This window comes from Streptomyces gamaensis (genome assembly GCF_042656465.1).
Classification (GTDB): Bacteria; Actinomycetota; Actinomycetes; order Streptomycetales; family Streptomycetaceae; genus Streptomyces; species Streptomyces gamaensis.
In genome coordinates, this window is the sequence record NZ_JBHSPB010000004.1 from 147,895 (window position 1) to 167,265 (window position 19,371).

The 19,371-nt window shown below is 73.8% G+C and carries 19 protein-coding genes and 3 tRNA genes; 7 read left to right on the forward strand and 15 right to left on the reverse strand.

The genetic code is table 11. The features are described 5' to 3' along the window. Positions 1-58: 58 nt before the first annotated feature. Together ACFP1Z_RS07995 and ACFP1Z_RS08000 are read left to right on the forward strand one after the other, a co-directional pair. The gene (locus tag ACFP1Z_RS07995; RefSeq protein ID WP_390315215.1) at positions 59-661 is read left to right on the forward strand and encodes a hypothetical protein; all 603 of its coding nucleotides are present in this window, start codon (positions 59-61) and stop codon (positions 659-661) included. 161 nt (positions 662-822) lie between these two features. Further along, on the forward strand, positions 823-1,398 hold the full coding sequence (locus tag ACFP1Z_RS08000; protein WP_390315216.1) for a class F sortase: 576 nt from the start codon (positions 823-825) through the stop codon (positions 1,396-1,398). Between the two features lie 103 nt (positions 1,399-1,501). On the opposite strand, the gene ACFP1Z_RS08005 is transcribed toward ACFP1Z_RS08000, so the two are convergent. The 4 genes from ACFP1Z_RS08005 to ACFP1Z_RS08020 form a co-directional block, all read right to left on the reverse strand. Then, positions 1,502-1,927 (reverse strand): OsmC family protein, encoded by a 426-nt coding sequence (locus tag ACFP1Z_RS08005; protein WP_390315217.1) that lies wholly within the window; start codon positions 1,925-1,927, stop codon positions 1,502-1,504. A gap of 135 nt (positions 1,928-2,062) precedes the next feature. Next, positions 2,063-2,677: a histidine phosphatase family protein gene (locus ACFP1Z_RS08010; protein ID WP_390315218.1), complete on the reverse strand. Its 615-nt coding sequence runs from the start codon at positions 2,675-2,677 to the stop codon at positions 2,063-2,065. Continuing rightward, positions 2,670-3,095 (reverse strand): thioredoxin, encoded by a 426-nt coding sequence (trxA, locus tag ACFP1Z_RS08015; protein WP_390315219.1) that lies wholly within the window; start codon positions 3,093-3,095, stop codon positions 2,670-2,672. The genes ACFP1Z_RS08010 and trxA overlap by 8 nt, the downstream gene beginning before the upstream one ends. Before the next feature lie 115 nt (positions 3,096-3,210). Next, the gene (locus ACFP1Z_RS08020; RefSeq protein WP_390315220.1) at positions 3,211-4,323 is read right to left on the reverse strand and encodes an alpha/beta hydrolase; all 1,113 of its coding nucleotides are present in this window, start codon (positions 4,321-4,323) and stop codon (positions 3,211-3,213) included. A gap of 470 nt (positions 4,324-4,793) precedes the next feature. Between ACFP1Z_RS08020 and ACFP1Z_RS08025 the strand changes: the two genes are divergently transcribed. After that, positions 4,794-5,762, forward strand: a complete 969-nt coding sequence (locus ACFP1Z_RS08025; RefSeq protein WP_390315221.1) for a TauD/TfdA family dioxygenase — start codon at positions 4,794-4,796, stop codon at positions 5,760-5,762. Here ACFP1Z_RS08025 and ACFP1Z_RS08030 read toward each other — a convergent pair. From ACFP1Z_RS08030 to ACFP1Z_RS08045, 4 genes are all read right to left on the reverse strand, one after another. Beyond that, positions 5,707-6,573: a class I SAM-dependent methyltransferase gene (locus tag ACFP1Z_RS08030; protein WP_390315222.1), complete on the reverse strand. Its 867-nt coding sequence runs from the start codon at positions 6,571-6,573 to the stop codon at positions 5,707-5,709. The genes ACFP1Z_RS08025 and ACFP1Z_RS08030 overlap by 56 nt on opposite strands. Before the next feature lie 206 nt (positions 6,574-6,779). Beyond that, a tRNA-Ile gene (locus ACFP1Z_RS08035) sits at positions 6,780-6,853 on the reverse strand. Between the two features lie 181 nt (positions 6,854-7,034). Continuing rightward, positions 7,035-7,107: transfer RNA gene (locus ACFP1Z_RS08040), tRNA-Asn, on the reverse strand. A gap of 5 nt (positions 7,108-7,112) precedes the next feature. Next, positions 7,113-7,185 (reverse strand) — tRNA-Asn (locus tag ACFP1Z_RS08045). 230 nt (positions 7,186-7,415) lie between these two features. Here ACFP1Z_RS08045 and ACFP1Z_RS08050 point away from each other — a divergent pair. Together ACFP1Z_RS08050 and ACFP1Z_RS08055 are read left to right on the forward strand one after the other, a co-directional pair. Continuing rightward, positions 7,416-7,715: a YtxH domain-containing protein gene (locus ACFP1Z_RS08050; RefSeq protein ID WP_390315223.1), complete on the forward strand. Its 300-nt coding sequence runs from the start codon at positions 7,416-7,418 to the stop codon at positions 7,713-7,715. Positions 7,716-7,770: 55 nt separating this feature from the next. Beyond that, complete coding sequence (locus ACFP1Z_RS08055; RefSeq protein WP_390315224.1) at positions 7,771-9,198, forward strand: xylulokinase; 1,428 nt, start codon at positions 7,771-7,773, stop codon at positions 9,196-9,198. Positions 9,199-9,229: 31 nt separating this feature from the next. On the opposite strand, the gene ACFP1Z_RS08060 is transcribed toward ACFP1Z_RS08055, so the two are convergent. The 5 genes from ACFP1Z_RS08060 to ACFP1Z_RS08080 form a co-directional block, all read right to left on the reverse strand. Next, a complete protein-coding gene (locus ACFP1Z_RS08060) occupies positions 9,230-10,309 on the reverse strand; it encodes an RNA polymerase sigma factor (RefSeq protein WP_417801278.1) in 1,080 nt (359 codons plus the stop codon). Positions 10,310-10,605: 296 nt separating this feature from the next. Then, complete coding sequence (gene dnaG, locus ACFP1Z_RS08065) at positions 10,606-12,498, reverse strand: DNA primase (RefSeq protein ID WP_390315226.1); 1,893 nt, start codon at positions 12,496-12,498, stop codon at positions 10,606-10,608. Between the two features lie 9 nt (positions 12,499-12,507). Further along, positions 12,508-13,011 carry a GNAT family N-acetyltransferase gene (locus ACFP1Z_RS08070; RefSeq protein ID WP_390315227.1) on the reverse strand — a complete coding sequence of 168 codons (504 nt, stop codon included), beginning with the start codon at positions 13,009-13,011 and terminating at the stop codon, positions 12,508-12,510. A gap of 9 nt (positions 13,012-13,020) precedes the next feature. Continuing rightward, positions 13,021-14,283 (reverse strand): NAD(P)/FAD-dependent oxidoreductase, encoded by a 1,263-nt coding sequence (locus tag ACFP1Z_RS08075; RefSeq protein ID WP_390315228.1) that lies wholly within the window; start codon positions 14,281-14,283, stop codon positions 13,021-13,023. Between the two features lie 190 nt (positions 14,284-14,473). Further along, positions 14,474-15,796 carry a deoxyguanosinetriphosphate triphosphohydrolase gene (locus tag ACFP1Z_RS08080; RefSeq protein WP_390315229.1) on the reverse strand — a complete coding sequence of 441 codons (1,323 nt, stop codon included), beginning with the start codon at positions 15,794-15,796 and terminating at the stop codon, positions 14,474-14,476. Between the two features lie 159 nt (positions 15,797-15,955). Between ACFP1Z_RS08080 and ACFP1Z_RS08085 the strand changes: the two genes are divergently transcribed. Both ACFP1Z_RS08085 and ACFP1Z_RS08090 read left to right on the forward strand, forming a co-directional pair. Next, on the forward strand, positions 15,956-16,663 hold the full coding sequence (locus ACFP1Z_RS08085; RefSeq protein ID WP_390315230.1) for a SanA/YdcF family protein: 708 nt from the start codon (positions 15,956-15,958) through the stop codon (positions 16,661-16,663). A 125-nt stretch (positions 16,664-16,788) separates the two neighbouring features. Beyond that, a complete protein-coding gene (locus tag ACFP1Z_RS08090; RefSeq protein WP_390315231.1) occupies positions 16,789-17,304 on the forward strand; it encodes a GNAT family N-acetyltransferase in 516 nt (171 codons plus the stop codon). Between the two features lie 46 nt (positions 17,305-17,350). Here the strand turns inward: ACFP1Z_RS08090 and ACFP1Z_RS08095 are convergent, their stop codons facing one another. Together ACFP1Z_RS08095 and ACFP1Z_RS08100 are read right to left on the reverse strand one after the other, a co-directional pair. Continuing rightward, positions 17,351-18,313 carry a trypsin-like serine peptidase gene (locus ACFP1Z_RS08095; RefSeq protein ID WP_390315232.1) on the reverse strand — a complete coding sequence of 321 codons (963 nt, stop codon included), beginning with the start codon at positions 18,311-18,313 and terminating at the stop codon, positions 17,351-17,353. A gap of 211 nt (positions 18,314-18,524) precedes the next feature. Continuing rightward, entirely contained in the window at positions 18,525-19,310 is a 786-nt protein-coding gene (locus ACFP1Z_RS08100; RefSeq protein WP_390315233.1) for a sulfite exporter TauE/SafE family protein, read from the reverse strand. Positions 19,311-19,371: the final 61 nt, after the last annotated feature.

Below are 19,371 nucleotides of genomic sequence, written 5' to 3' on the forward strand. Positions count from 1 at the left end.
CCGGCCCCTTTCGCCACAGTGGCCTCCCAGGGCACCGGTTGTGCGTCACGATGGCTTCATGAGTGCTGCCACTGATCAGGCCCCGGGGGCCGCCTCCGGCCCGGCCTTCGGCCCGCGCCAGTTCCAGCTCGTCCTGCTGTGGCGGATGGCCGATCACCAGCCCGGGCTGGTCGAGGACGCCCTGCGCGAACTGGACGCCTCGCGCGCGGAGTTGCGCGAGGCCAACCGGCGCTGGCAGGCCATGCTGCGCTCCCCCAGGAGCCGCTCCGCCCTCTCCCGCTACCGCTCGGTGCTCGGGGAGCCCGAGGCCACCGGCGTGCGCCGGGTCGGCGAGCTCGCCTTCGACGCGCTGCGGTGGCGGCTGCCGCTCTGGCCGGACCTGCGTTTCGAGGTACTGGCCGCGCCCGGCGGCGCGGTGTGGAACGAGTGGCTGGTACGGGCCCCGGGCACGCCCGGCCCCGCGCTGCGTACGGTCGAGGACCTGCGCCCGTGGTCGTGCACCGTGGACGAGGTGGCCCGGGCCTTCGCGCCCGCCCGCCCCATGGAGGGCACGGCGCCGACCCGCTGGCAGCTGGCCTTCGACGCCCCGGACGCGGCCGGGCGGCGTACGGGCCATGTCGCGGAGTTCACCTGGGGGCTGCTGCAGCGGATGATGCCGTAGGCGGCGCATTCTGGACCGTGGGCGGTCAGGATCATTCTTTAGGGGGAGGCGGGCGGCGCAGAACTGGCCGTTTACCCGAAGCGGCGGCCCCGGCCCGGCCCCTAGCGTGGTGCGCGCCCGCCATCCCGGCCGGCTCCCCGCCCCGGACGGAATCCCCCCGAATGTCCCGCTCTCGCCCCTCACTCTCCGTGCTCGCCCTGCCCGCCCTGCTCGCCTCCGTGCTCGGCGCCGTGCTGGCCGGCTGCTCCCTGGGCGGCGAGCGTCCGGCGGCCAGCGCGACCCCGGCCTCGCCGGAGGAGCCGGCGGGGGTGTCCATTCCGTCCATCGGCGTGCGGAGCCAACTGCTGCGCCTGGGGCTGAACAAGGACGCCACGGTGCAGGTGCCGCCGCCGGAGAAGGGCAAGACCGCCGGCTGGTACACGGGCGGTGCCGTCCCCGGCGAGCGCGGCCCGGCGGTGATCATCGGCCACGACGACGGCCCCGACGGGCAGGCCGTCTTCCACGAGCTGCACCGGCTCGGCAAGGGCGACGTCGTCGACGTCGAGCGCGGCGACGGCACGGTGCTGCACTTCACGGTCACCGGCACGGAGAAGGTCGCCAAGAACTCCTTCCCGGCGAAGAAGGTCTACGGCGACACCACCGAGCGGGCACTGCGCCTGGTCACCTGTGCCTGCGAGCTCGACGCGAACGGGCACCCGGTGCGCAGCCTGATCGTCTACGCGACGCTCAAGTCCTGAGCGATGCTGAAGTCCTCAGCGTGAAGTCCTGAGCGGCGCCGCCGCACCCGGCGAAGGCCGGCGGGAAGCCTCCCGCCGGCCCTCTCCCCGTACGGGGCGCGCGTCAGGCAATCTCGGCGCTCAGCGTGATCGTCGTTCCGGTGAGCGCCTGGCTGACCGGGCAGTTCTTCTTGGCGTCCTCCGCGGCCGCCGCGAAGCCCTCCTCGTCCAGGCCCGGGACCTCGCCGCGCACCCACAGGTGGATGCCGGTGATGCCCTCGCCGGGCTGGAAGGTGACGTCGGCCTTGGTCTCCAGGCGGGTCGGCGGGGTGCCGTCGCCGGTCAGCTTGTGCGAGAGCGCCATCGAGAAGCAGCTGGAGTGGGCGGCGGCGATGAGCTCCTCGGGGCTGGTCTTCCCGTTGGCCTTCTCGGCGCGCGAGGGCCAGGAGACCGGCTGCGAGCCGATGCCGGAGGAGTCGAAGGTGACGGTGCCGCTGCCGGTGAGCAGCTCGCCCTCCCAGACGGTGTGCGCGGTGCGGGTGGTGGCCATGGGCCCTCCAGGGTGCGTGACGGCGTGGGGAATCGGTCCGTACGACGGCCGGAGGCGCCCGGCCGTCCCCCCGATCATCGCGCGTGACCGGCCGCCGGTGGCGTACCCGCCGCGCGTGCTGGTGCGCCCGGTGGGTCAGCCGGGGCCGGCGGAGCCCTCGGCGGGCAGGTTCCAGGCGAGCAGCGCGGGGCGCCCGTGCTCCGTACCGATCCGGCTGACCGCCGCGGTGTCCAGCCGGAACAGCGCCCCGGCCGCCGGCGGCAGCCCGAGTCTGCGGGCCGTGAGCACCCGCAGGAAGTGCCCGTGCGCGACGAGCACGACCTCTCCGGCGGCCGGGTCGTCCAGCCAGGGGGCGAGCCGGGCGAGCACCCGGTCGGCGCGGGCGCCGACCTGCTCGGGTGTCTCCCCCGGGTGGCCGGCGGGCCCGGGGACGACGCCGTCGTCCCACAGGCTCCAGCCGGGGCGCTCGCGCTGGATCTCCTCGGTGGTCACGCCCTCGTAGCCGCCGTAGTCCCACTCGTGCAGGTCCGGTTCCTTCTCGCCGTCCAGACCGGCGAGTTCGGCGGTGCGTACCGCCCGCCGGAAGGGGCTGACGAGGACGGGGCCGAGCTTGCGCTCCGCGAACAGCGGCCGCAGCGCGGCCGCCTGGGTCTCGCCGTGCGCGGTCAGCGGGACGTCGGTGAGCCCGGTGTGCCGTCCGGCGCGGCTCCACTCGGTCTCGCCGTGCCGGACGAGCAGCAGGTCACTCACCGGTGGTCCTGCCCTGGCCGTTGCCGGAGGCCTCGGCGGCCGCCTGCTGCCGGGACTGCTCCTCGGCGACGGCGGACCGCACCTCGTCCATGTCCAGGGCGCGGGCCTGGCTGATGACGTCCTCCAGCGCGGCCTCGGGCAGTGCGCCGGGCTGGGCGAAGACCGCGATGTTGTCGCGGACGATCATGAGGGTGGGGATCGAGCTGATCTGGAAGGCGGCGGCGAGCTCGGGCTGGGCCTCGGTGTCGACCTTGCCGAAGACCAGGTCGTCGTGGCGCTCCGCGGCCTTCTCGTAGACCGGAGCGAACTGCCGGCAGGGGCCGCACCAGGACGCCCAGAAGTCGATGAGGACGAATTCGCCTCCGGAGACGACCTCGTCGAAGTTGTCCTTGGTGAGCTCGACGGTGCTGCTGGTCATACGTCGCTACCTCTTCCGGTATCGCGGCCTGGGCACTCAGCTTGCCCAACGGCCGAGCGGCGGACCGTATTCCGCCGTGCGCGGATCCGGTGCCCCCGATGTGCGGACGGCCTGCTCAGGAGGCCGGGGTCGGGCCCTCCAGCTGCCGGCTGATCCACTCGATCGGGCCCTCGCCCATGCTCGGCACGTACGTCGCGGCGTCGTGCTTGCCGCCGGGGATCTCCCGCAGCGTCGTGTGCACCGGCCCGTGCCCGTAACTGTCGATGAAGCGCTTGACGTTGCGCATCGTCGGGAACTCCTCCTTGGTGCCGACCTGGAAGGCGAGGTAGACGTCCGGGCCCTTGCGGTCGATGAGCTGCTTGGCGAGCACCTCGGGGTTGTTCTCGGCCTTCTCCTTGTCGTGGCCCTTCCACATCGGGGAGTCCGGGACGATGTCCGGGCCGGAGGCGATCACGGCCTTGAACCTGTCCGGGTGCTTGAGCACCGCTTTGAGCCCGGCGAAGCCGCCGGAGGAGGAGCCCATGAAGGCCCAGCCGTCACGGGACTTGACAGTGCGGAAGTTGGCCTTCATCAGGTCCGGCACGTCCTCGGTGAGCCAGGTGCCCATCTTCGGCTGGCCGGGGATGTCACTGCCGTCGTAGTAGCGCTTGGCGTCCGGGTTGAGCACCGGCATGGCCAGCAGGAACGGCTTGCTCCTGCCCTCGCTGTACCACTTGGCGATCGACTGCTGGAGCTTGAGGTTCCGGCCGATCCAGTAGTTCTTGGGGTAGCCGGGGCCGCCGGGCAGGGCGATGAGCACGGGGAAGCCGGCGTTCGCGTACTTGGGGTCCGCGTACTCCTTGGGCGCCCACACCCACACCTTGCCCGTGAACCCGGACTTCCTGCCCTCCAGGGTCGTCTCGGCGATGTGCGTGCCGTCGCCGAGGGTGTCGGTGTTGGTGAACTCGGCCTGCGGGCCGGTGGGCATGAGCACCTTGGAGTCCGCTGGCTGCGCGCCGTTGTTGCCGCCCGCCTGTCCCTCGGGTGCGGGCGGGGGCTGGGGCTGCCCGAAGCTGACCGGGTCGCCCTTGTCGGTGAACGGCGGGATCTCGAAGTGGCTCATGACCGGCCAGGCGATCAGCGCGAGGACGGTGACGGACGCGACGGCCACGAGCCAGTGCCTGGCGCGGGCTGTCGGGCGGCTGTCCTCGGGGCCGTAGGTGCCGGCGCCGGCGGGTGTGTGCGTCATCACGTCGCTCCGGACGATGCTGCTGCCCCGAAGGACATGGCGGACTCTTCCGATCTTGCTGATGGGCGAACCGGGTCTCCGGGTTCCGGATCCCGGCGGAAAACCGCGGCACTCCCGCACCCGGCCGCCCCTCACGGGCCTCCTCACCACCGGCCGGCAGCGGTTCCGCCCGTCCTCACCCTGTCCGCGCGGAGGGCCCGTGAAGCCTCGACGACCGCCGCGATTGCCGCGGCATCCTGGGACGTTGCCGTGCCCACAGGTCAGAACGTTTCTGCGTGCGGCAGGCCGATGTGCCGGCCGGGCGCGGTCCCGACGGGCGCGCGCCGCTCGCGTCGAGGGCCCCACAGCCTGTGGCAGCGGGGCCCGTCACGTGCCACCGTGGGCTGCGGACACCGCACTTGGGGACTTCGGGGGCTTCGGAGGTCCGATGTCCTCGACAGGCCCGCGGCCGTGACGCTTCGGAGGCACCGATGGGAACCGACCGCCTGACGATCCCTCTGGCCGAGCCGGGCAGGGTGCCGGAGGCGGAGCGCCGCGCACTGGCCGAAGCCGTCAGCCGGGACGGGTACGCGGTGGCGGAGGTCCGCCCGCCGGGCCGGGACACCCGGGACCCGGACCCCCTGGTGGTCCTCGCCGACGCCCTGGGACGCAGACAACTGCATCCCAGGGGCGACAGATTCGGCATCATCGGCACCGTGACCGGCGGCGACGGCCGTGAGGGGCACGAGCTGTCCCCCGCGTGGCGGGACCACGTCGACGAGTACCAGGCCGTCGGCCCCAAGGACGTGGGCTGTCACACCGACGGCGCGTTCATCGACGGCCCCGGCGTGGCGCCGCCGGCTCTGCTGTTGCTGCACTGCGCGCGGCCCGCCGACGCCGGCGGCGAGAGCGTCCTGGTGGACGGTGCCACGCTGTTCGACACGGTGCGGCAAGCGGATCCTCGTCTGCTGCGCGAGCTCATGCGGGAGCAGTTCACGTTCTGCCGGGACGAGTTGGTCGCCGTGAACCAGCCGGTCTTCCGCCGGCGCGGCCGTACCGCCGTGGGCGTCCGCTGGCGCTTCGACAAAGCGGTCTACGGCACGAGGGGCGCGCTGCGGGCCGCGCGGGCGTTCCACGACGGGTACGTGCGGACCGCGCCCAGGACCGAAATCCCGCTGCGGCGCGGGGAGATCCTCGTCATCGACAACCTGCGCATGCTGCACGCCCGCAAGGAGTCGCGCGGACAGCGGGTCCTGCGCCGGGCCTGGATCGTCGACGCGGCCTGCGAGCCCGTGGCCAACCTGGTCGACAGGAGCGCGCACCCCCAGGCGTACCAGGCCTTCGCCTTCTATCAGCCGCTCCCCCGCGGCCCGGGCCGGGAACCGGCGGCCCTGTCGCTGGGTGTCAAGGTCGCTGTGGACGGCGGTCTGATTCCCTGCCGCGCGGACCACGCTTCCTGACGACGATCAGCAGCACGTCGTAGACCTCCTCGACCAGGCCGTCGGGGCGGTCGGCGAGGAGGCGGGCCCGCTCCTCGGCGAGAAAGTCCCGGGCACGCTCGGAGCCCTGCACCAGGAAGCAGCTGCGGCTGCCGATGTTGGCGAGGTGGGTGTCCACCGGCACCGTACGGGCCCACCGCAGCGTGCGATGCGCGTGGGCGGGAACGGGAGAGACACCCGCGAAGGCCAGCCGCAGCCGCCCGGGGTGGTCGCGCGGGCGCGGGGCGGGATCGGTGCCGAAGTGGCGGACGACACGGTCCGCCTGGGCGGCGATCCACGGGACGTCCAGAGCGTCCTCGTTCCACCACAGGGCCAGCGCGCCGCCGGGGCGCAGCACGCGCCAGGCCTCGGGCACGGCACGGGCGGGGTCGGTCCAGTGCCAGGACTGGGCGTAGGTGACGAGATCCGCGCAGGAACCGGCGAGCGGCAGCGCGTTGCCGTCACCGCGGACGAGCGGGACGGCGGGCAGGATCCGCCGGAACTGGACGGCCATGCCCGCGCCCGGCTCGACCGCGACCACGCGCGCGCCGCGCTCCCGCAGCAGCCTGGTGGCGATGCCCGTGCCCGCGCCGACGTCGACGGCCAGCGCACCCGCGGACGAGCGGCCCCACAACTCCTCGACCGCGTCGAGCACGGCGGGCGGATAGGACGGGCGGCCGGCCGCGTACTGCACCGCCGCGGCGTTGAAGGAGCCCGCACGGTCGGCGGTGACGGAGGGCCAGGTGCCGCCGCCGGGGGCGCGGGACGCGGACGAGGGCGGTTTCGCGGTCACGGGAAGGCCCTGCCCGGCGGGCGGCCGCGGCACACTCCGCGCACGGGGCGCGCCCGCGCCGTCGTGTACCCTTCCGGCGCCGCCCGCCCGGTCGCGTCCCGGCGCGGACACCTCCGGGGACGCCGAAGGGGCCGCCACCCTGTGGATGGCGGCCCCTTCGGACACAAAAGCGCAGGCCATAACGTTCCTGCACTACTGCCGCGCGGTGGGGCGGGTGGGACTCGAACCCACGGCCGACGGATTATGAGTCCGCTGCTCTAACCGGCTGAGCTACCGCCCCGTTCACGGCGCGTCGCGCACATCTGTGCGCGCCGTCTGCCGCAGCATAGCCGCTCATACGATCTGCTGCCCCCGAGGGGTCGTTTCGCGTGACCGACCTGACGTTGAGGACTTCGATCACGGCAGGTTGGTTCCCGCCGGCATGAAAAAAGGACCTCCGAAGAGGTCCCTCTCTCGCACTGCTCCTCCAACTGGACTCGAACCAGTAACCTGCCGATTAACAGTCGGCTGCTCTGCCAATTGAGCTATAGAGGACCGAGCTCCCCCGACTGGACTCGAACCAGTAACCTGCCGGTTAACAGCCGGCTGCTCTGCCAATTGAGCTACAGGGGAATGTCCGGTTTGCCGCATTTGCCGTACCGCCGGGTCTCCCGGGCGGCGGGCGCTCGCTGCGAGACATACATTAGCGCAAGCAGGGGGGTGCTCCGCCAATCGGTATCCGGGAGCGGCCTCCGCAGCCCGGGGGCAGACGCCGGACCGGGGTCCGGTGGGGACCGCGGGCACGGCATGGGGGAAGCTGGGACGCCAGAGGCGAGCGGGATCCGAGGGAAGGGTGGAGCGCGATGCGCTACCGGCTCACGTTCATCATCGGTGCTGCCATCGGGTACGTGCTCGGGGCCCGGGCCGGGCGCGAGCGCTACGAGCAGTTGCGCAAGGGCGCCCAGCAGTTCGCCCAGAACCCGGCGGTGCGCAATACGGCGGAGGCCGCCGCGGTCAACGGCCGGGCCTTCGCCCGCAAGGCGTTCGACACGGTCAGCGACAAGGTAGGGGACCGGATCCCGGAGTCGGTGAGCGAGCGCGTGCGCTCCCTGCGCGAGCAGCGCGGGGGCGGCGAGGACGACTGGGGCACCTCCAGCAGCTGACCCCGCCGGCGACCTGCCGGCTGGCCGAATGCCTGCGGTTTGGCATCATCACCGCATGGGCATAGTCGCCGGGCTTGACAGCTCGACCGGGAGCACACAGATCGTCGTCTGCGACACGGACACGGGCGCCGTGCTCAGGCAGGGGTACGCACCGCATCCACCGGCCCCCGACGGGGACCCGCAGGCGTGGCTGATGTCACTCGGCGAAGCCGCGGCCGGCGGGCTGCTGGAGGGGGTGCAGGCCATCGGCGTCTCCGCGCAGCAGCACGGGCTGCTCACCCTGGACGCGGGCGGCGTGCTGGTGCGGCCCGCCCTGCTCGGCAACGACCGCCGGATGCAGGCCTCGGCCGCCGACCTGGCCGACGCGCTGGGCGGCCGGGCCGCCTGGGCGCAGGCGGTCGGCTGTGTGCCGCAGGCCGGGCAGGCGGTGGCGAAGCTGCGCTGGCTGGCGCGGAACGAGCCGGAGTCGGCCCAGCGCGTGGCCGCCGTGCTCCAGCCGCACGACTGGCTGGTGTGGCAGCTGCTCGGCCGGCCCGCGCGGCGCACCACGGACCGCGGGGACGCCTCGGGCACGGGCCTGTGGTCGGCGGCGGACGGGTCCTGGCGGCCGGACCTGGTGGAGCTCGCGCTCGGCCGGCAGGCGGAGCTGCCGGAGGTGCTGGCGCCCGCCGAGCCCGCCGGGCACACCCCGGAAGGGCTGCTGATCTCGGCCGGGACGGGCGAGACGATGGCGGCGGCCTTCGGTCTGGGGGTCGGCGTCGGCGACGCGATGATCTCGCTGGGCGCCTCCGGCTCGGTGTGCTCGGTGCACCCCGAGGCCCTCGTGGACCCCTCGGGGACGATCACCTCCCTCGCGGACGCCACCGGGATGCATCTGCCGGTGGTGCACACCCTCAACGCGGTACGGACGCTGCGCGGCACGGCCGAGCTGCTGGGCACGGACCTGGCGGGCCTGTCGGAGCTGGCGCTGCGCTCCAACCCGGGCGCGTGCGGGCTCGTCCTGCTGCCGTACCTGGAGGGCGAGCGGACCCCGCACCTGCCGCACACGGCGGGCACGCTGACCGGTCTGCGGCGCGAGAGCATGAAGCCCGAACACCTGGCGCGGGCGGCCTTCGAGGGCATGCTGTGCGGACTCACGGACGCCCTGGACGTGCTGCGCGGCCGGGGCGTGCAGGTGCGCCGGGTCTTCCTGCTGGGGGCCGCGGCGGAGCTTCCTGCGGTACGGGCGCTGGCGCCCGCCCTGTTCGGCGCGCAGGTCGTCGTGGTGCAGCCGGCGCAGTGGGCGGCGCTGGGCGCGGCCCGGCAGGCGGCGTGGGCGCTGGGCGCGGCGCAGGGCACGCGCTCCCCGCAGCAGCCCCCGCTGTGGCCGACCGCCGCCGGGCAGGTCTTCGAGCCGGGCGAGGAACTGGCCGCGGGGCAGGCGGTGCGCCAGCAGTACGCGACCGTGCGCGAGCAGACCCATCCGGGGGCCTTCGCGGGCTGAAGGCGGTGCCCCCGAGGGGCGTCGCGCGGGCTCAGTCGAGGTAGCCGCGCAGCTGGTCGGCGAAGGCGTGGTCGCGGAGCTTGTTGAGGGTCTTGGACTCGATCTGGCGGATGCGTTCGCGGGTGACGCCGAAGATCCGGCCGATCTCCTCCAGGGTGCGGGGACGGCCGTCGGCGAGCCCGTAGCGCAGCTGGACGACCTTGCGTTCGCGTTCGCCGAGGGTGGAGAGCACGGCCTCCAGGTGTTCGCGCAGCAGCAGGAAGGCGGCCGACTCCACGGGGGAGGCGGCGTCGCCGTCCTCTATGAGGTCGCCGAGGGCGACGTCGTCCTCCTCGCCGACCGGGGCGTGCAACGAGACCGGCTCCTGGGCCAGCCGCAGCACCTCGCTGACGCGTTCCTCGGTGAGGTCGAGGTGGGCGGCGACCTCCTCGGAGGTGGGCTCGCAGCCGCGCTCCTGGAGCATGCGGCGCTGTACGCGCACCACGCGGTTGATGAGTTCCACGACGTGCACGGGCACCCGGATGGTGCGGGCCTGGTCGGCGAGGGCGCGGGACATGGCCTGGCGGATCCACCAGGTCGCGTACGTGGAGAACTTGTAGCCGCGCGCGTAGTCGAACTTCTCGACGGCCCTGATCAGCCCGAGGTTGCCCTCCTGGACGAGGTCGAGCATGGTCAGGCCGCGGCCGATGTAGCGCTTGGCGACGGAGACGACCAGGCGCAGATTGGCCTCGATGAGCCGGCGCTTGGCCATCCGGCCCATGACGACCAACCGGTCGAGGTCCAGGGCGAGTTGGGTGTCGAGGTCGGGGGTGCTGTTGAGCTTCTCCTCGGCGAAGAGCCCGGCCTCCACGCAGCGGGCGAGCTCGACCTCCTCGGCCGCCGAGAGCAGGGGGATGCGGCCGATCTCGCGCAGGTACTGGCGGAACAGATCGGAGGACGGTCCGCTGGTGTCGGCGGGCGGGGGCGCCTCCCTCGGGAGGGGGTCGTCGGCGAGGCTCTCGACGGCCGGCGGCTCCGGCTGCCGGGGGACGGCGGGGACCGGGGGCGGCGGCGTCGGGGCCGTGAGCAGGGTCGGGGTCCGGGTCTGCACGGGGGCGACCTCCAAGGTGATCGCTGCTGCGGTGGCAGATCGTGGGGCACGGCGGCGGCCGGGCCGCCGTCCGGCCCCGGGGAGCGAGAGCGGCTTCGCACAGTGCTGTCCCGGGGGAGGACCCCGGACCCCCGGCGGGCAGCGGCGGACCCGCGGCTGCCCCGGCCGGTGTCACGGGGGAGAACACCGGCCGGGGCGCTCCGGGTCCGGCTCCGCCGCGGTCGGAGGACTCGGCACCGCCCACCAGTGTGGGGGACAACACAGTCCCGCCACGAGGGGCGTGCGGGTACTTTCTGGGTCCGGAGGGTGACCGGGCGTCACAGGGCGGCGGCGCCGCGTTCCTTGAGGGACATGCCGTACTGCTGCAGGACCCACAGCTCGTTCTGCACGGCGGCCAGGTGCTCGGGGTCGGCGTGCGGGCCGAGGCGCACCAGGCCCGTCTGGATCTCCTCGATGCGGCGCTCGACGGCCCGCAGCCGGACGCTGACCAGCTGCTCGCCGGCGTAGACCTCGTCGACGGTGCGCGCGTGCACGGCCTCGACGGCCAGCTCGGTGACCAGGGCGCGCACGGTGTCGTCGGGGGCGCGGTCGCGGACGCGGGCCAGATAGTCGGCGGGGGCGTCGGTGACGCCGCCGGCCGTCTCGATGGCGCGGCGGACGGCGGCGTAGGGCGGCGCGGTGAACTCGTCCTCGCCGTAGGCGTCGAAGGCGGGGGCGACCAGCTCGGGCCGCTGCAGGGCGAGCTTGAGCAGCTCGCGCTCGGTGCGGTGGGCGGGGCTGCGCAGGTTCAGGGCGGGGCCCCGGTGGGCGGGCTGCGGTGCCCCTGCGGGGGGCGCGGTACGGCCCGTACGCGCCTGCTCGGGGCGGCGGCCGTTCTCGCGGGCCCAGCGGGCGAGCTGTCCGACGCGGCGCACCACGAACTGGGAGTCGAGGATGCCGAGCATGCCGGCGAGCTGCACCGCGTACTCGTGCTGGATGGCGCTGTTCTTGATGTTCGCGACGATGGGCGCGGCCGCCTCCAGGGCGGCGGCACGGCCCTCGGCGGTGTCCAGGTTGTGGCGGCCGACGACCTGGCGGATCGCGAAGGCGAACAGCGGGGTGCGGGAGTCGACGAGCGTCCGGACGGCCTCGTCGCCCTCGGCGAGGCGCAGCTCGCAGGGGTCCATGCCGCCGGGGGTGATGGCGATCGAGGTCTCGGCGGCGAACTTCTGGTCGTCCTCGAAGGCGCGCAGGGCGGCCTTCTGCCCGGCGGCGTCGCCGTCGAAGGTGAAGACGACCTCGGCGCCGGAATTGTCCATCAGCAGTCTGCGCAGGATCTTGATGTGGTCCCCGCCGAAGGCGGTCCCGCAGGTGGCGATGGCGGTGGTGACCCCGGCGAGGTGGCAGGCCATGACGTCGGTGTAGCCCTCGACGACGACGGCGCGGGAGGTCTTGGCGATCTCCTTCTTGGCGAGGTCGATGCCGTACAGGACGTGCGACTTCTTGTAGATCGGGGTCTCGGGGGTGTTGAGGTACTTCGGCCCGTTGTCGTCCTCGCGGAGCTTGCGGGCGCCGAAGCCGATGACCTCGCCGGTGATATCGCGGATGGGCCACATCAGGCGGCCGCGGAAGCGGTCGATGGGGCGGCCCCCGCGGCTCTCCTGGGCGAGCCCGGAGAGGATCAGCTCCTTGTCGCTGAAGCCCTTGCCGCGCAGGTGGCGGGTGAGGTGGTCCCAGCCGGCGGGGCTGTGGCCGACGCCGAAGTGCTGGGCGGCGGCCTGGTCGAAGCCGCGGGCGGCGAGGAAGGCGCGGGCGGTCTCGGCCTCCGGGGAGTCGAGCTGCTCCGCGTAGAACTTCGCGGCGTGCTTGTGGGCCTCGACGAGGCGGATGCGCTCGCCCTGCTGGCGGCCGGGGGTGTAGCCGCCCTCCTCGTAGCGCAGGGTGATGCCGGCCTGGGCGGCGAGCCGCTCGATGGTCTCGGTGAAGGAGAGGTGGTCGATCTTCATGACGAAGTCGACGGTGTCGCCGCCCTCCTGGCAGCCGAAGCAGTAGAAGAGCCCCTTGGCCGGGCTGACCTGGAAGGAGGGGGACTTCTCGTCGTGGAAGGGGCACAGGCCCTTGAGATTGCCGCCGCCGGCGTTGCGCAGCTGGAGGTACTCGGAGACGACGGCGTCGATCGGGACCGCGTCCCGCACCGCCCTCACATCGTCGTCATTGATCCTGCCTGCCACGCGTGAATTCTACGGGGGACCGCCGACAGTCCCGTCGCCGCGGCCGCGCGGGTGCGGCAGCGGGAGGGAGAAGACGTGGTGCGGGCCGCTGGGCGCGAGGACGAACTCCTCGCCGGTGGCCGTGAAGCCCAGGCGCTCGTAGAAGCCGCGGGCCGAGGTGCGGCCGTTGCACCACACCAGGCCGGCGCCGCGGGCGGCGGCCTCGGCGAGCCCGGCGCGCAGCACGGCGGCGCCGTAGCCGAGGCCGCGGACGTCCGGGTGGCTGCCCATGCCGCGGAACCGCCAGGCGGCGTCCGTGCCCGGCGCGGGGTGCGGGAAGGGGTCGGGGAAGAAGGTGACGCAGGCCCGTACCGCGCCGGCCCCGTCGTAGGCGGCGACGTGGAAGGTGCGCGGGTCGCCGTCCTCGGGGTAGACGGCGGCCTCGGCGGGCAGGCCGGGGCGCAGCACCGGGTGGCGGAGGCCGAAGATCTCCGCCACGGGCACCACAGCGGTACGGATCGGTGCGCTCGTCATGCGACGACCCTAGGGCAGCAGTGACTCCAGGGGCACCGCCGGGTCCGCGAGGGCTTCGGGGTCGAGGGGGGTGGCGGTGCGGATGAGGGTCTGGATGTGCTGGGTGACGTCCCAGATGTTGACGTTCATCCCGGCCAGGAGCCTGCCCTCGGAGAGCCAGAAGGCGATGAACTCGCGCTTGCCGACGTCGCCCCGGCAGACGACCTGGTCGTAGGCGCCGGGCGGGGCGTAGCCGGAGTACTCCAGGCCGATGTCGTACTGGTCGGAGAAGAAGTAGGGGACGCGGTCGTAGACGATCTCCTGGCCGAGCATGGCGCGGGCGGCGGCGGGGCCGCTGTTGACGGCGTTGGCCCAGTGCTCGACGCGCAACCTCGTGTGCAGCCAGGGGTGTTCGGCGGCGGCGACGTCACCGGCGGCGTGGATGTCGGGGTCGGAGGTGCGCAGGGAGGCGTCGACGGCGATGCCCCCGCCGTCGGCGCGGTCGACGAGGGCGAGCCCCGCGGCCTCGGCGAGGGCGGTGCGGGGGGCGGCGCCGATCGCGGCGAGGACGTCGTGGGCGGGGTGTTCCTCCCCGTCGTCGGTGCGGGCGGCCAGCACCATGCCGTCCTGGCCGGTGATCTCGGTGAGGCGGGCGCCGAAGTGGAAGCGCACTCCGTGGGAGGAGTGCAGATCGGTGAACACGGAGCCGAGTTCGGGTCCGAGGACGGTGTGCAGGGGGGTGGGCTCGGGTTCGACGATCGTCACCTCGGCACCGTAGCCGCGGGCGGCGGCGGCCACTTCCAGACCGATCCAGCCCGCGCCTGCGATGACGAGATGGCCGTTGTCGCGGCCGAGGGAGGCGAGGACACCGCGCAGCCGCTCGGCGTGGGCGAGGCGGCGCAGGTGGTGGACGCCGGCGAGGCCGGTGCCGGGGATGTCGAGGCGGCGGGGCTCGGCGCCGGTGGCCAGCAGCAGCTTGTCGTAGCCGACGACGGTGCCGTCGCCCAGCCGCACGGTCCTGGCCGCGCGGTCGAGGTGGACGGCGGGCTGGCCGAGGTGGAGCTCGATGTCGGCCTGGGCGTACCAGGCGGGTTCGTGGACGAAGACGCTGTCGCGCTCGGCGTCGCCGGTGAGGTACGACTTGGACAGCGGCGGGCGTTCGTACGGGTAGTCGCGTTCGTCGCAGATGAGGATCACACGGCCGGTGAATCCCTCCTCGCGCAGGGTCTCGGCGGCCTTCGCGCCGGCCAGGCCCCCTCCGACAATCACGAACGTCTGGTGTGCGTCGACCACTTGCTGCCTCCTCGCTGCCACGCAGTACGGCTGCGTCGACCGCCCCCGGCCGGCGTCCTCCGGGGGAGGGTCCTCCCGCGGAGCGGGCCGCCGGAGGAAGGTACTACCCCGTGCGGGTCAGTACCCGCACGGTGTGGGGGAACTCCTTGGATTGTGTGGACATTCCGTCGTCCTTTGCGGCACGTTCCGGTCAGCTCCCGTGCTGTTTGAGGCGGGTGAGCAGGGAGCGGGCGGAGCTGTCGGTGAGGGCGGCGATCTGGTCGACGACGGCGCGCAGCCGGCCGGCGTCGTCGGCCGCGGCGTCGAACAGGGAGCGGAACTGCGGGTCGAGGCCGTCGGGAGCGCGGGCGGCGAGCGCCGCGCCGAGCTCGGCGATGACGACGCGCTGGTCGGCGCGGAGCTTCTCCTGGTCCTCGCGCTGGATGACGTAGCGGTCGGCGACGGCCTTCAACACGGCGCACTCCAGGCGGACTTCGGGGGGGACGACGAGCTCGGCGCGGTAGCGCGTGAGGCGGCCGGGCCCCCACGCGGCACGGGTGGCGCCCTCGGCGGCGAGGCAGAAGCGGCCGATGAGCTGGCTGGTGGCGTCCTTGAGCCGGGCCTGGGCGACGGCCGAGCCGTCGTAGCCGTGGGGCCACCACTCCTGGCGGAGCAGCCGGTCGAGGGCGCCGGCGAGCTCCTCCTCGCCGGCGCCGGGGGCGTAGCGGCGGGCGGCGACGGCGAAGACCTCGCGCCGCTCGGGCCCGGCGAGCAGGGCGCGCGGGTCGAGGTGCCCGGCGTGCAGTCCGTCCTCGACGTCGTGCACCGAGTAGGCGACGTCGTCGGCCCAGTCCATGACCTGGGCCTCGAAGGGGGTGCGGCCCTCGGGGGCGCCGCGGCGGAACCACGCGAAGACGGGCAGGTCGTCGGCGTAGACGCCGTACTTGCGCGAGGCGGGGCCGGCGGGGTGGCCGCCGCGCGGCCAGGGGTACTTGGTGGCGGCGTCGAGGGCGGCGCGGGTGAGGTTGAGGCCCACGCTGACGGGCTCCGCGCCGCCGGGGCCGGGGACGAAGCGCTTGGGTTCGAGCCGGGTGAGCAGGCGCAGGGACTGGGCGTTGCCCTCGAACCCGCCGCAGGGCGCGGCGACTTCGTCGAGGGCGTGCTCTCCGTTGTGGCCGAAGGGCGGGTGGCCGAGGTCGTGCGCCAGGCAGGCGGCCTCGACGAGGTCGGGGTCGCAGCCGAGGGCGGCGCCGAGCTCCCGGCCGACCTGGGCGCACTCCAGGGAGTGGGTGAGCCGGGTGCGGGGGCTGGCGTCCCAGGCGGCGCCGCTGCCGCCGGGGGTGACGACCTGGGTCTTGCCGGCGAGCCGGCGCAGCGCGGCGGAGTGCAGCACGCGGGCCCGGTCGCGCTGGAAGGCCGTGCGGCCGGGGCGCTTGTCGGGCTCGGGGGCCCAGCGCTCGCAGTCCGCCTCCGCGTATCCGGCGATTCCGGGCACCTCGGCCGCCGCCCTCGCCGTGGGTGCCGATCCGTTCATACCCCGACTCCGTTCATACCCCGACGGTAACGGCAGGGTGTGACAGCAGCGACGGCGTGCGGTCCGGCCATCCGGCCGATACCCGGCGGGAACCGCCGGGTATCCCCCGGCGTTGATCCTCGTGACCGGAAAAGAGCTCTTGCGCGGAGAGGGGGCAGCATGGGAAGGCGGCTGCCGGGCGTCGGCCCGGTGCGCGCGCTGCGGCTGCCGCGTACCGCGCGGGAGCGGCGGCGCGCCGCGCGGTGGACGATGGCGCTGTGCGTGCTGGCCCTGCTGCCCTCGACGTGGGTGTACGCGTCGGCCTCGCCGCGGCTGCGGGAGGCCGGTGAGGTGCCGTCGGCGCCGGTCGCCGTGGTCTTCGGCGCGGGTCTTGAGGAGGACGGCACGCCGTCGCGGTATCTGGCCCACCGGCTGGACACGGCGGCGGATCTGTACCGCGCGGGCAAGGTGAAGGTGCTGCTGGTCACGGGTGACAACAGCCGGGAGGGCTATGACGAGCCGGGCGCGATGCGCGCGTATCTGACCCGGCGCGGCATCCCGGACAGCCGGATCGTCGACGACTTCGCGGGTTTCGACACCTGGGACTCGTGCACGCGCGCGGTGCGGGTCTTCGGGGTCAAGAAGGCCGTTCTGGTCAGCCAGGGCTTTCACATACGGCGGGCGCTGGCGCTGTGCGACGCTGCGGGCCTGGAGGCGTACGGGGTCGAGGCCGGCGGCGATCCGCACGACGTCACGTACTACGCCGGTGGCGCGCGGGAGGTGCTGGCCTCGGGGAAGGCCGTGCTGAGCGCGCTGGTGCGGCCGGGTCCGCATTTCCTTGGCCCCTACGAGCCGGGGGTCGAGCAGGCCCTGTCGGAGGCACGGTGAAGCAGCGCATCGGAAGAGCCCGGCGGGCCCGCGCCGAGCTCCGGCAGAAGAAGCGTGCCGCGCGCCGGGCGCGGCCGCCCCGTAACGCGGTTGCGGCCCCTGAGGTCGTTGTCCAGACTGCGGCTGTGCAGATCCGCCGGGAGACCTCCGCCGATGTGGCCGCCGTGCGGGCGGTCACCGAGGCGGCGTTCGCCAGGCCGGGGATCGCGGTGCCGATCGAGGTGACGCTGCTGGACCGGCTGCGCGAGGATCCGGGCTGGCTGCCCGCGCTGTCCTTCGTCGCGCTCGGCGAGCAGGGCGAGATCGTGGGGCATGTGGTGTGCACGCGGGCCCGGGTGGACGGGGCTCCGGCGCTGGGGCTGGGCCCGCTGAGCGTGCGCCCGGGGCATCAGCGCCGGGGGGTGGGCAGTGCCCTGGTGCACACGGTGCTGGGTGCGGCCGACGCACTTGGCGAGCCGCTGGTGGCGCTGCTGGGCAGCCCGTCGTACTACGGGCGCTACGGCTTCCGGGCGGCGACGGACCTGGGCATCGAGCCGCCGGACCCGGACTGGGGCGCGTACTTCCAGGTGCGCACGCTCAGCGCGTACGAGCCCGGTCTGCGCGGCCGCTTCCACTACGCGGCCCCGTTCGACGAGCTGTGAGCACGGACCGCCGGTCAGCCGGTCCGCCGGTCCGTCCGACGGGCCGTCAGTCCCGCTTGGGCTGCCGGTCGTTGATGGCGTCGAGGTACAGCTTGAAGATCTCGTCGTCGTTCATGGGGCTGTAGGAGTACTGCGAGCTGGTCTCGCCGTCGGGCCCGCCGCCGTTGAGCCCGCCGAGGACGCCCACGAGGTCGCCGGTCCTGCTCTTCTCGTCGAAGCGGGTCAGCCACGGGCTGCCGGAGGTGCCGGAGAAGAAGCCGTCGCAGCGCATCGTCATCTGTCTGAGGTCCTGGAGACGGCCGGTCATGGCGGTGCAGCGGATGGCGCTGTCGGCGGGGTCGTCGTCGGCGTCCGGATAGCCGATGACGGTGACCCGGTTGACGTAGTCGGGGGTGCGGACGAGCCGGTTGGCGCCGGTGACGCGCTCGATCTGGCGGCCGAGGGCGTCGGGTTTGAGGGTGGCGAAGGCGAAGTCGAGGTCGGAGCCCTCACCCTGGTCGGTGCGCCGGGGGTCGACGAAGGTGCGGTCGACGGCCCACACGCCGTAGGGCTGCCGGTCCGTGCTCGCGCCGGCCCGGTAGTCGGGGACGAAGGCGGCCTCGTCGCCGAAGGAGCAGTGCCCGGCGGTGACGATGAGGTTGCCCTTGGGGCTGTGTACGACGCTGGCGGTGCAGTGGTGGTTCTTCAGGTCCTCGCCGACGTAGACGAGCACCCCGACGGAGGGGATGCCGTCGAAGTGGCGGGCGGAGCCGGTGATGGCCTGGGCCTGGGAGCCGGCGTCGCGGTCGGGCCGGGCGTCGGCCCCGTCCGAGCCGCCGGCCGCTTCCGAGAGCCGTTCCGGGCCCCAGAACCGCCGGGCCTCCTCGCTGGACCAGCTGCCGTCGCGCCCGTGTCCGCCGGCGCCGCGCGGTACCGCCGCCGCCAGGGTGACGACATAGAGCCCCGCGAGCACGGCCCGGACCCACCGGGCCCGGCGCCACCGGGAGAAACGCACAACAACCCCCACCACGTCAGGAAGGTAGTCGACAGGCTAACCGCAGGACCGCGCTCCACCGGGCTCCGGACTGCTTTCCTCACAGTCGGATGACAGGTTGCGGAGGTGAGGCCAGAGTACGAAGCGGCGACAGAACCTGACCGAATTTATCCTCCGGCGTGGCGCAAGGGAGCACTCTTGACCGTTTTTCAGCTCCGGCCGGGCTCTGAGCGGGCCCCGCGGTCCGTCAGCCGCCCCACTGGTCCCAGCCGAGCTTGCACACCAGCGACAGCACCACCACGACCAGCACGGACCGCACGAAGGAGCTCCCCCGCTTCAGCGCCATCCGCGCGCCCACCGCCCCGCCCGCGAGGTTGAACAGGGCCATGGGGGCGGCCACTTGCCACAGCACCGAGCCCTGGAGCCCGAAGGTGACGAGCGCGCCCACATTGGTGCAGACGTTGACGACCTTGGCGGTGCCGGAGGCCACGACCAGGTCCAGGTGGAGCAGGGCGGCGAGCGCGAGGACCAGGAAGGTGCCGGTGCCCGGCCCGACGAGCCCGTCGTAGAAGCCGATGCCCAGACCCGCGACGAGGACGGCCGCCAGCACCCGGCGGCGCGAGGGCCCGGCGGCGGGGGCCACGCCCGTACCGAAGGAGGGCCGCAGCAGCACGAGTGCCAGCACGGCCAGCAGCGCCGCCATGACCATCGGCCGCAGCACGCCGCTGTGGATGCCGGAGGCGAAGAAGGCCCCGGCCAGGGAGCCGGCGAGCGCGGCGAGGCCGATGCGCAGCGCGCGCCGCAGGTCGAGCGGCGAGCGGCGGGCGTAGGCCACGGCCGCCGCGGTGGTCCCGCAGATCGCGACGGCCTTGTTGGTGCCGAGCACCCAGGCGGCCGGCACATGGGGCAAGCCCACGAGCAGCGCGGGGAGTTGGATGAGTCCGCCGCCGCCCACCACGGCGTCGATCCACCCGGCAGCGGCGGCGGCCAGGCACAGCACGGTGAGGGTGGCCAGCGATATGTCCGGGGTCACGGGGGTGATCGTACGGACCGGTACGCGCCCGGACCGGCGGCGGGGCGGGCGCACGGCGGCC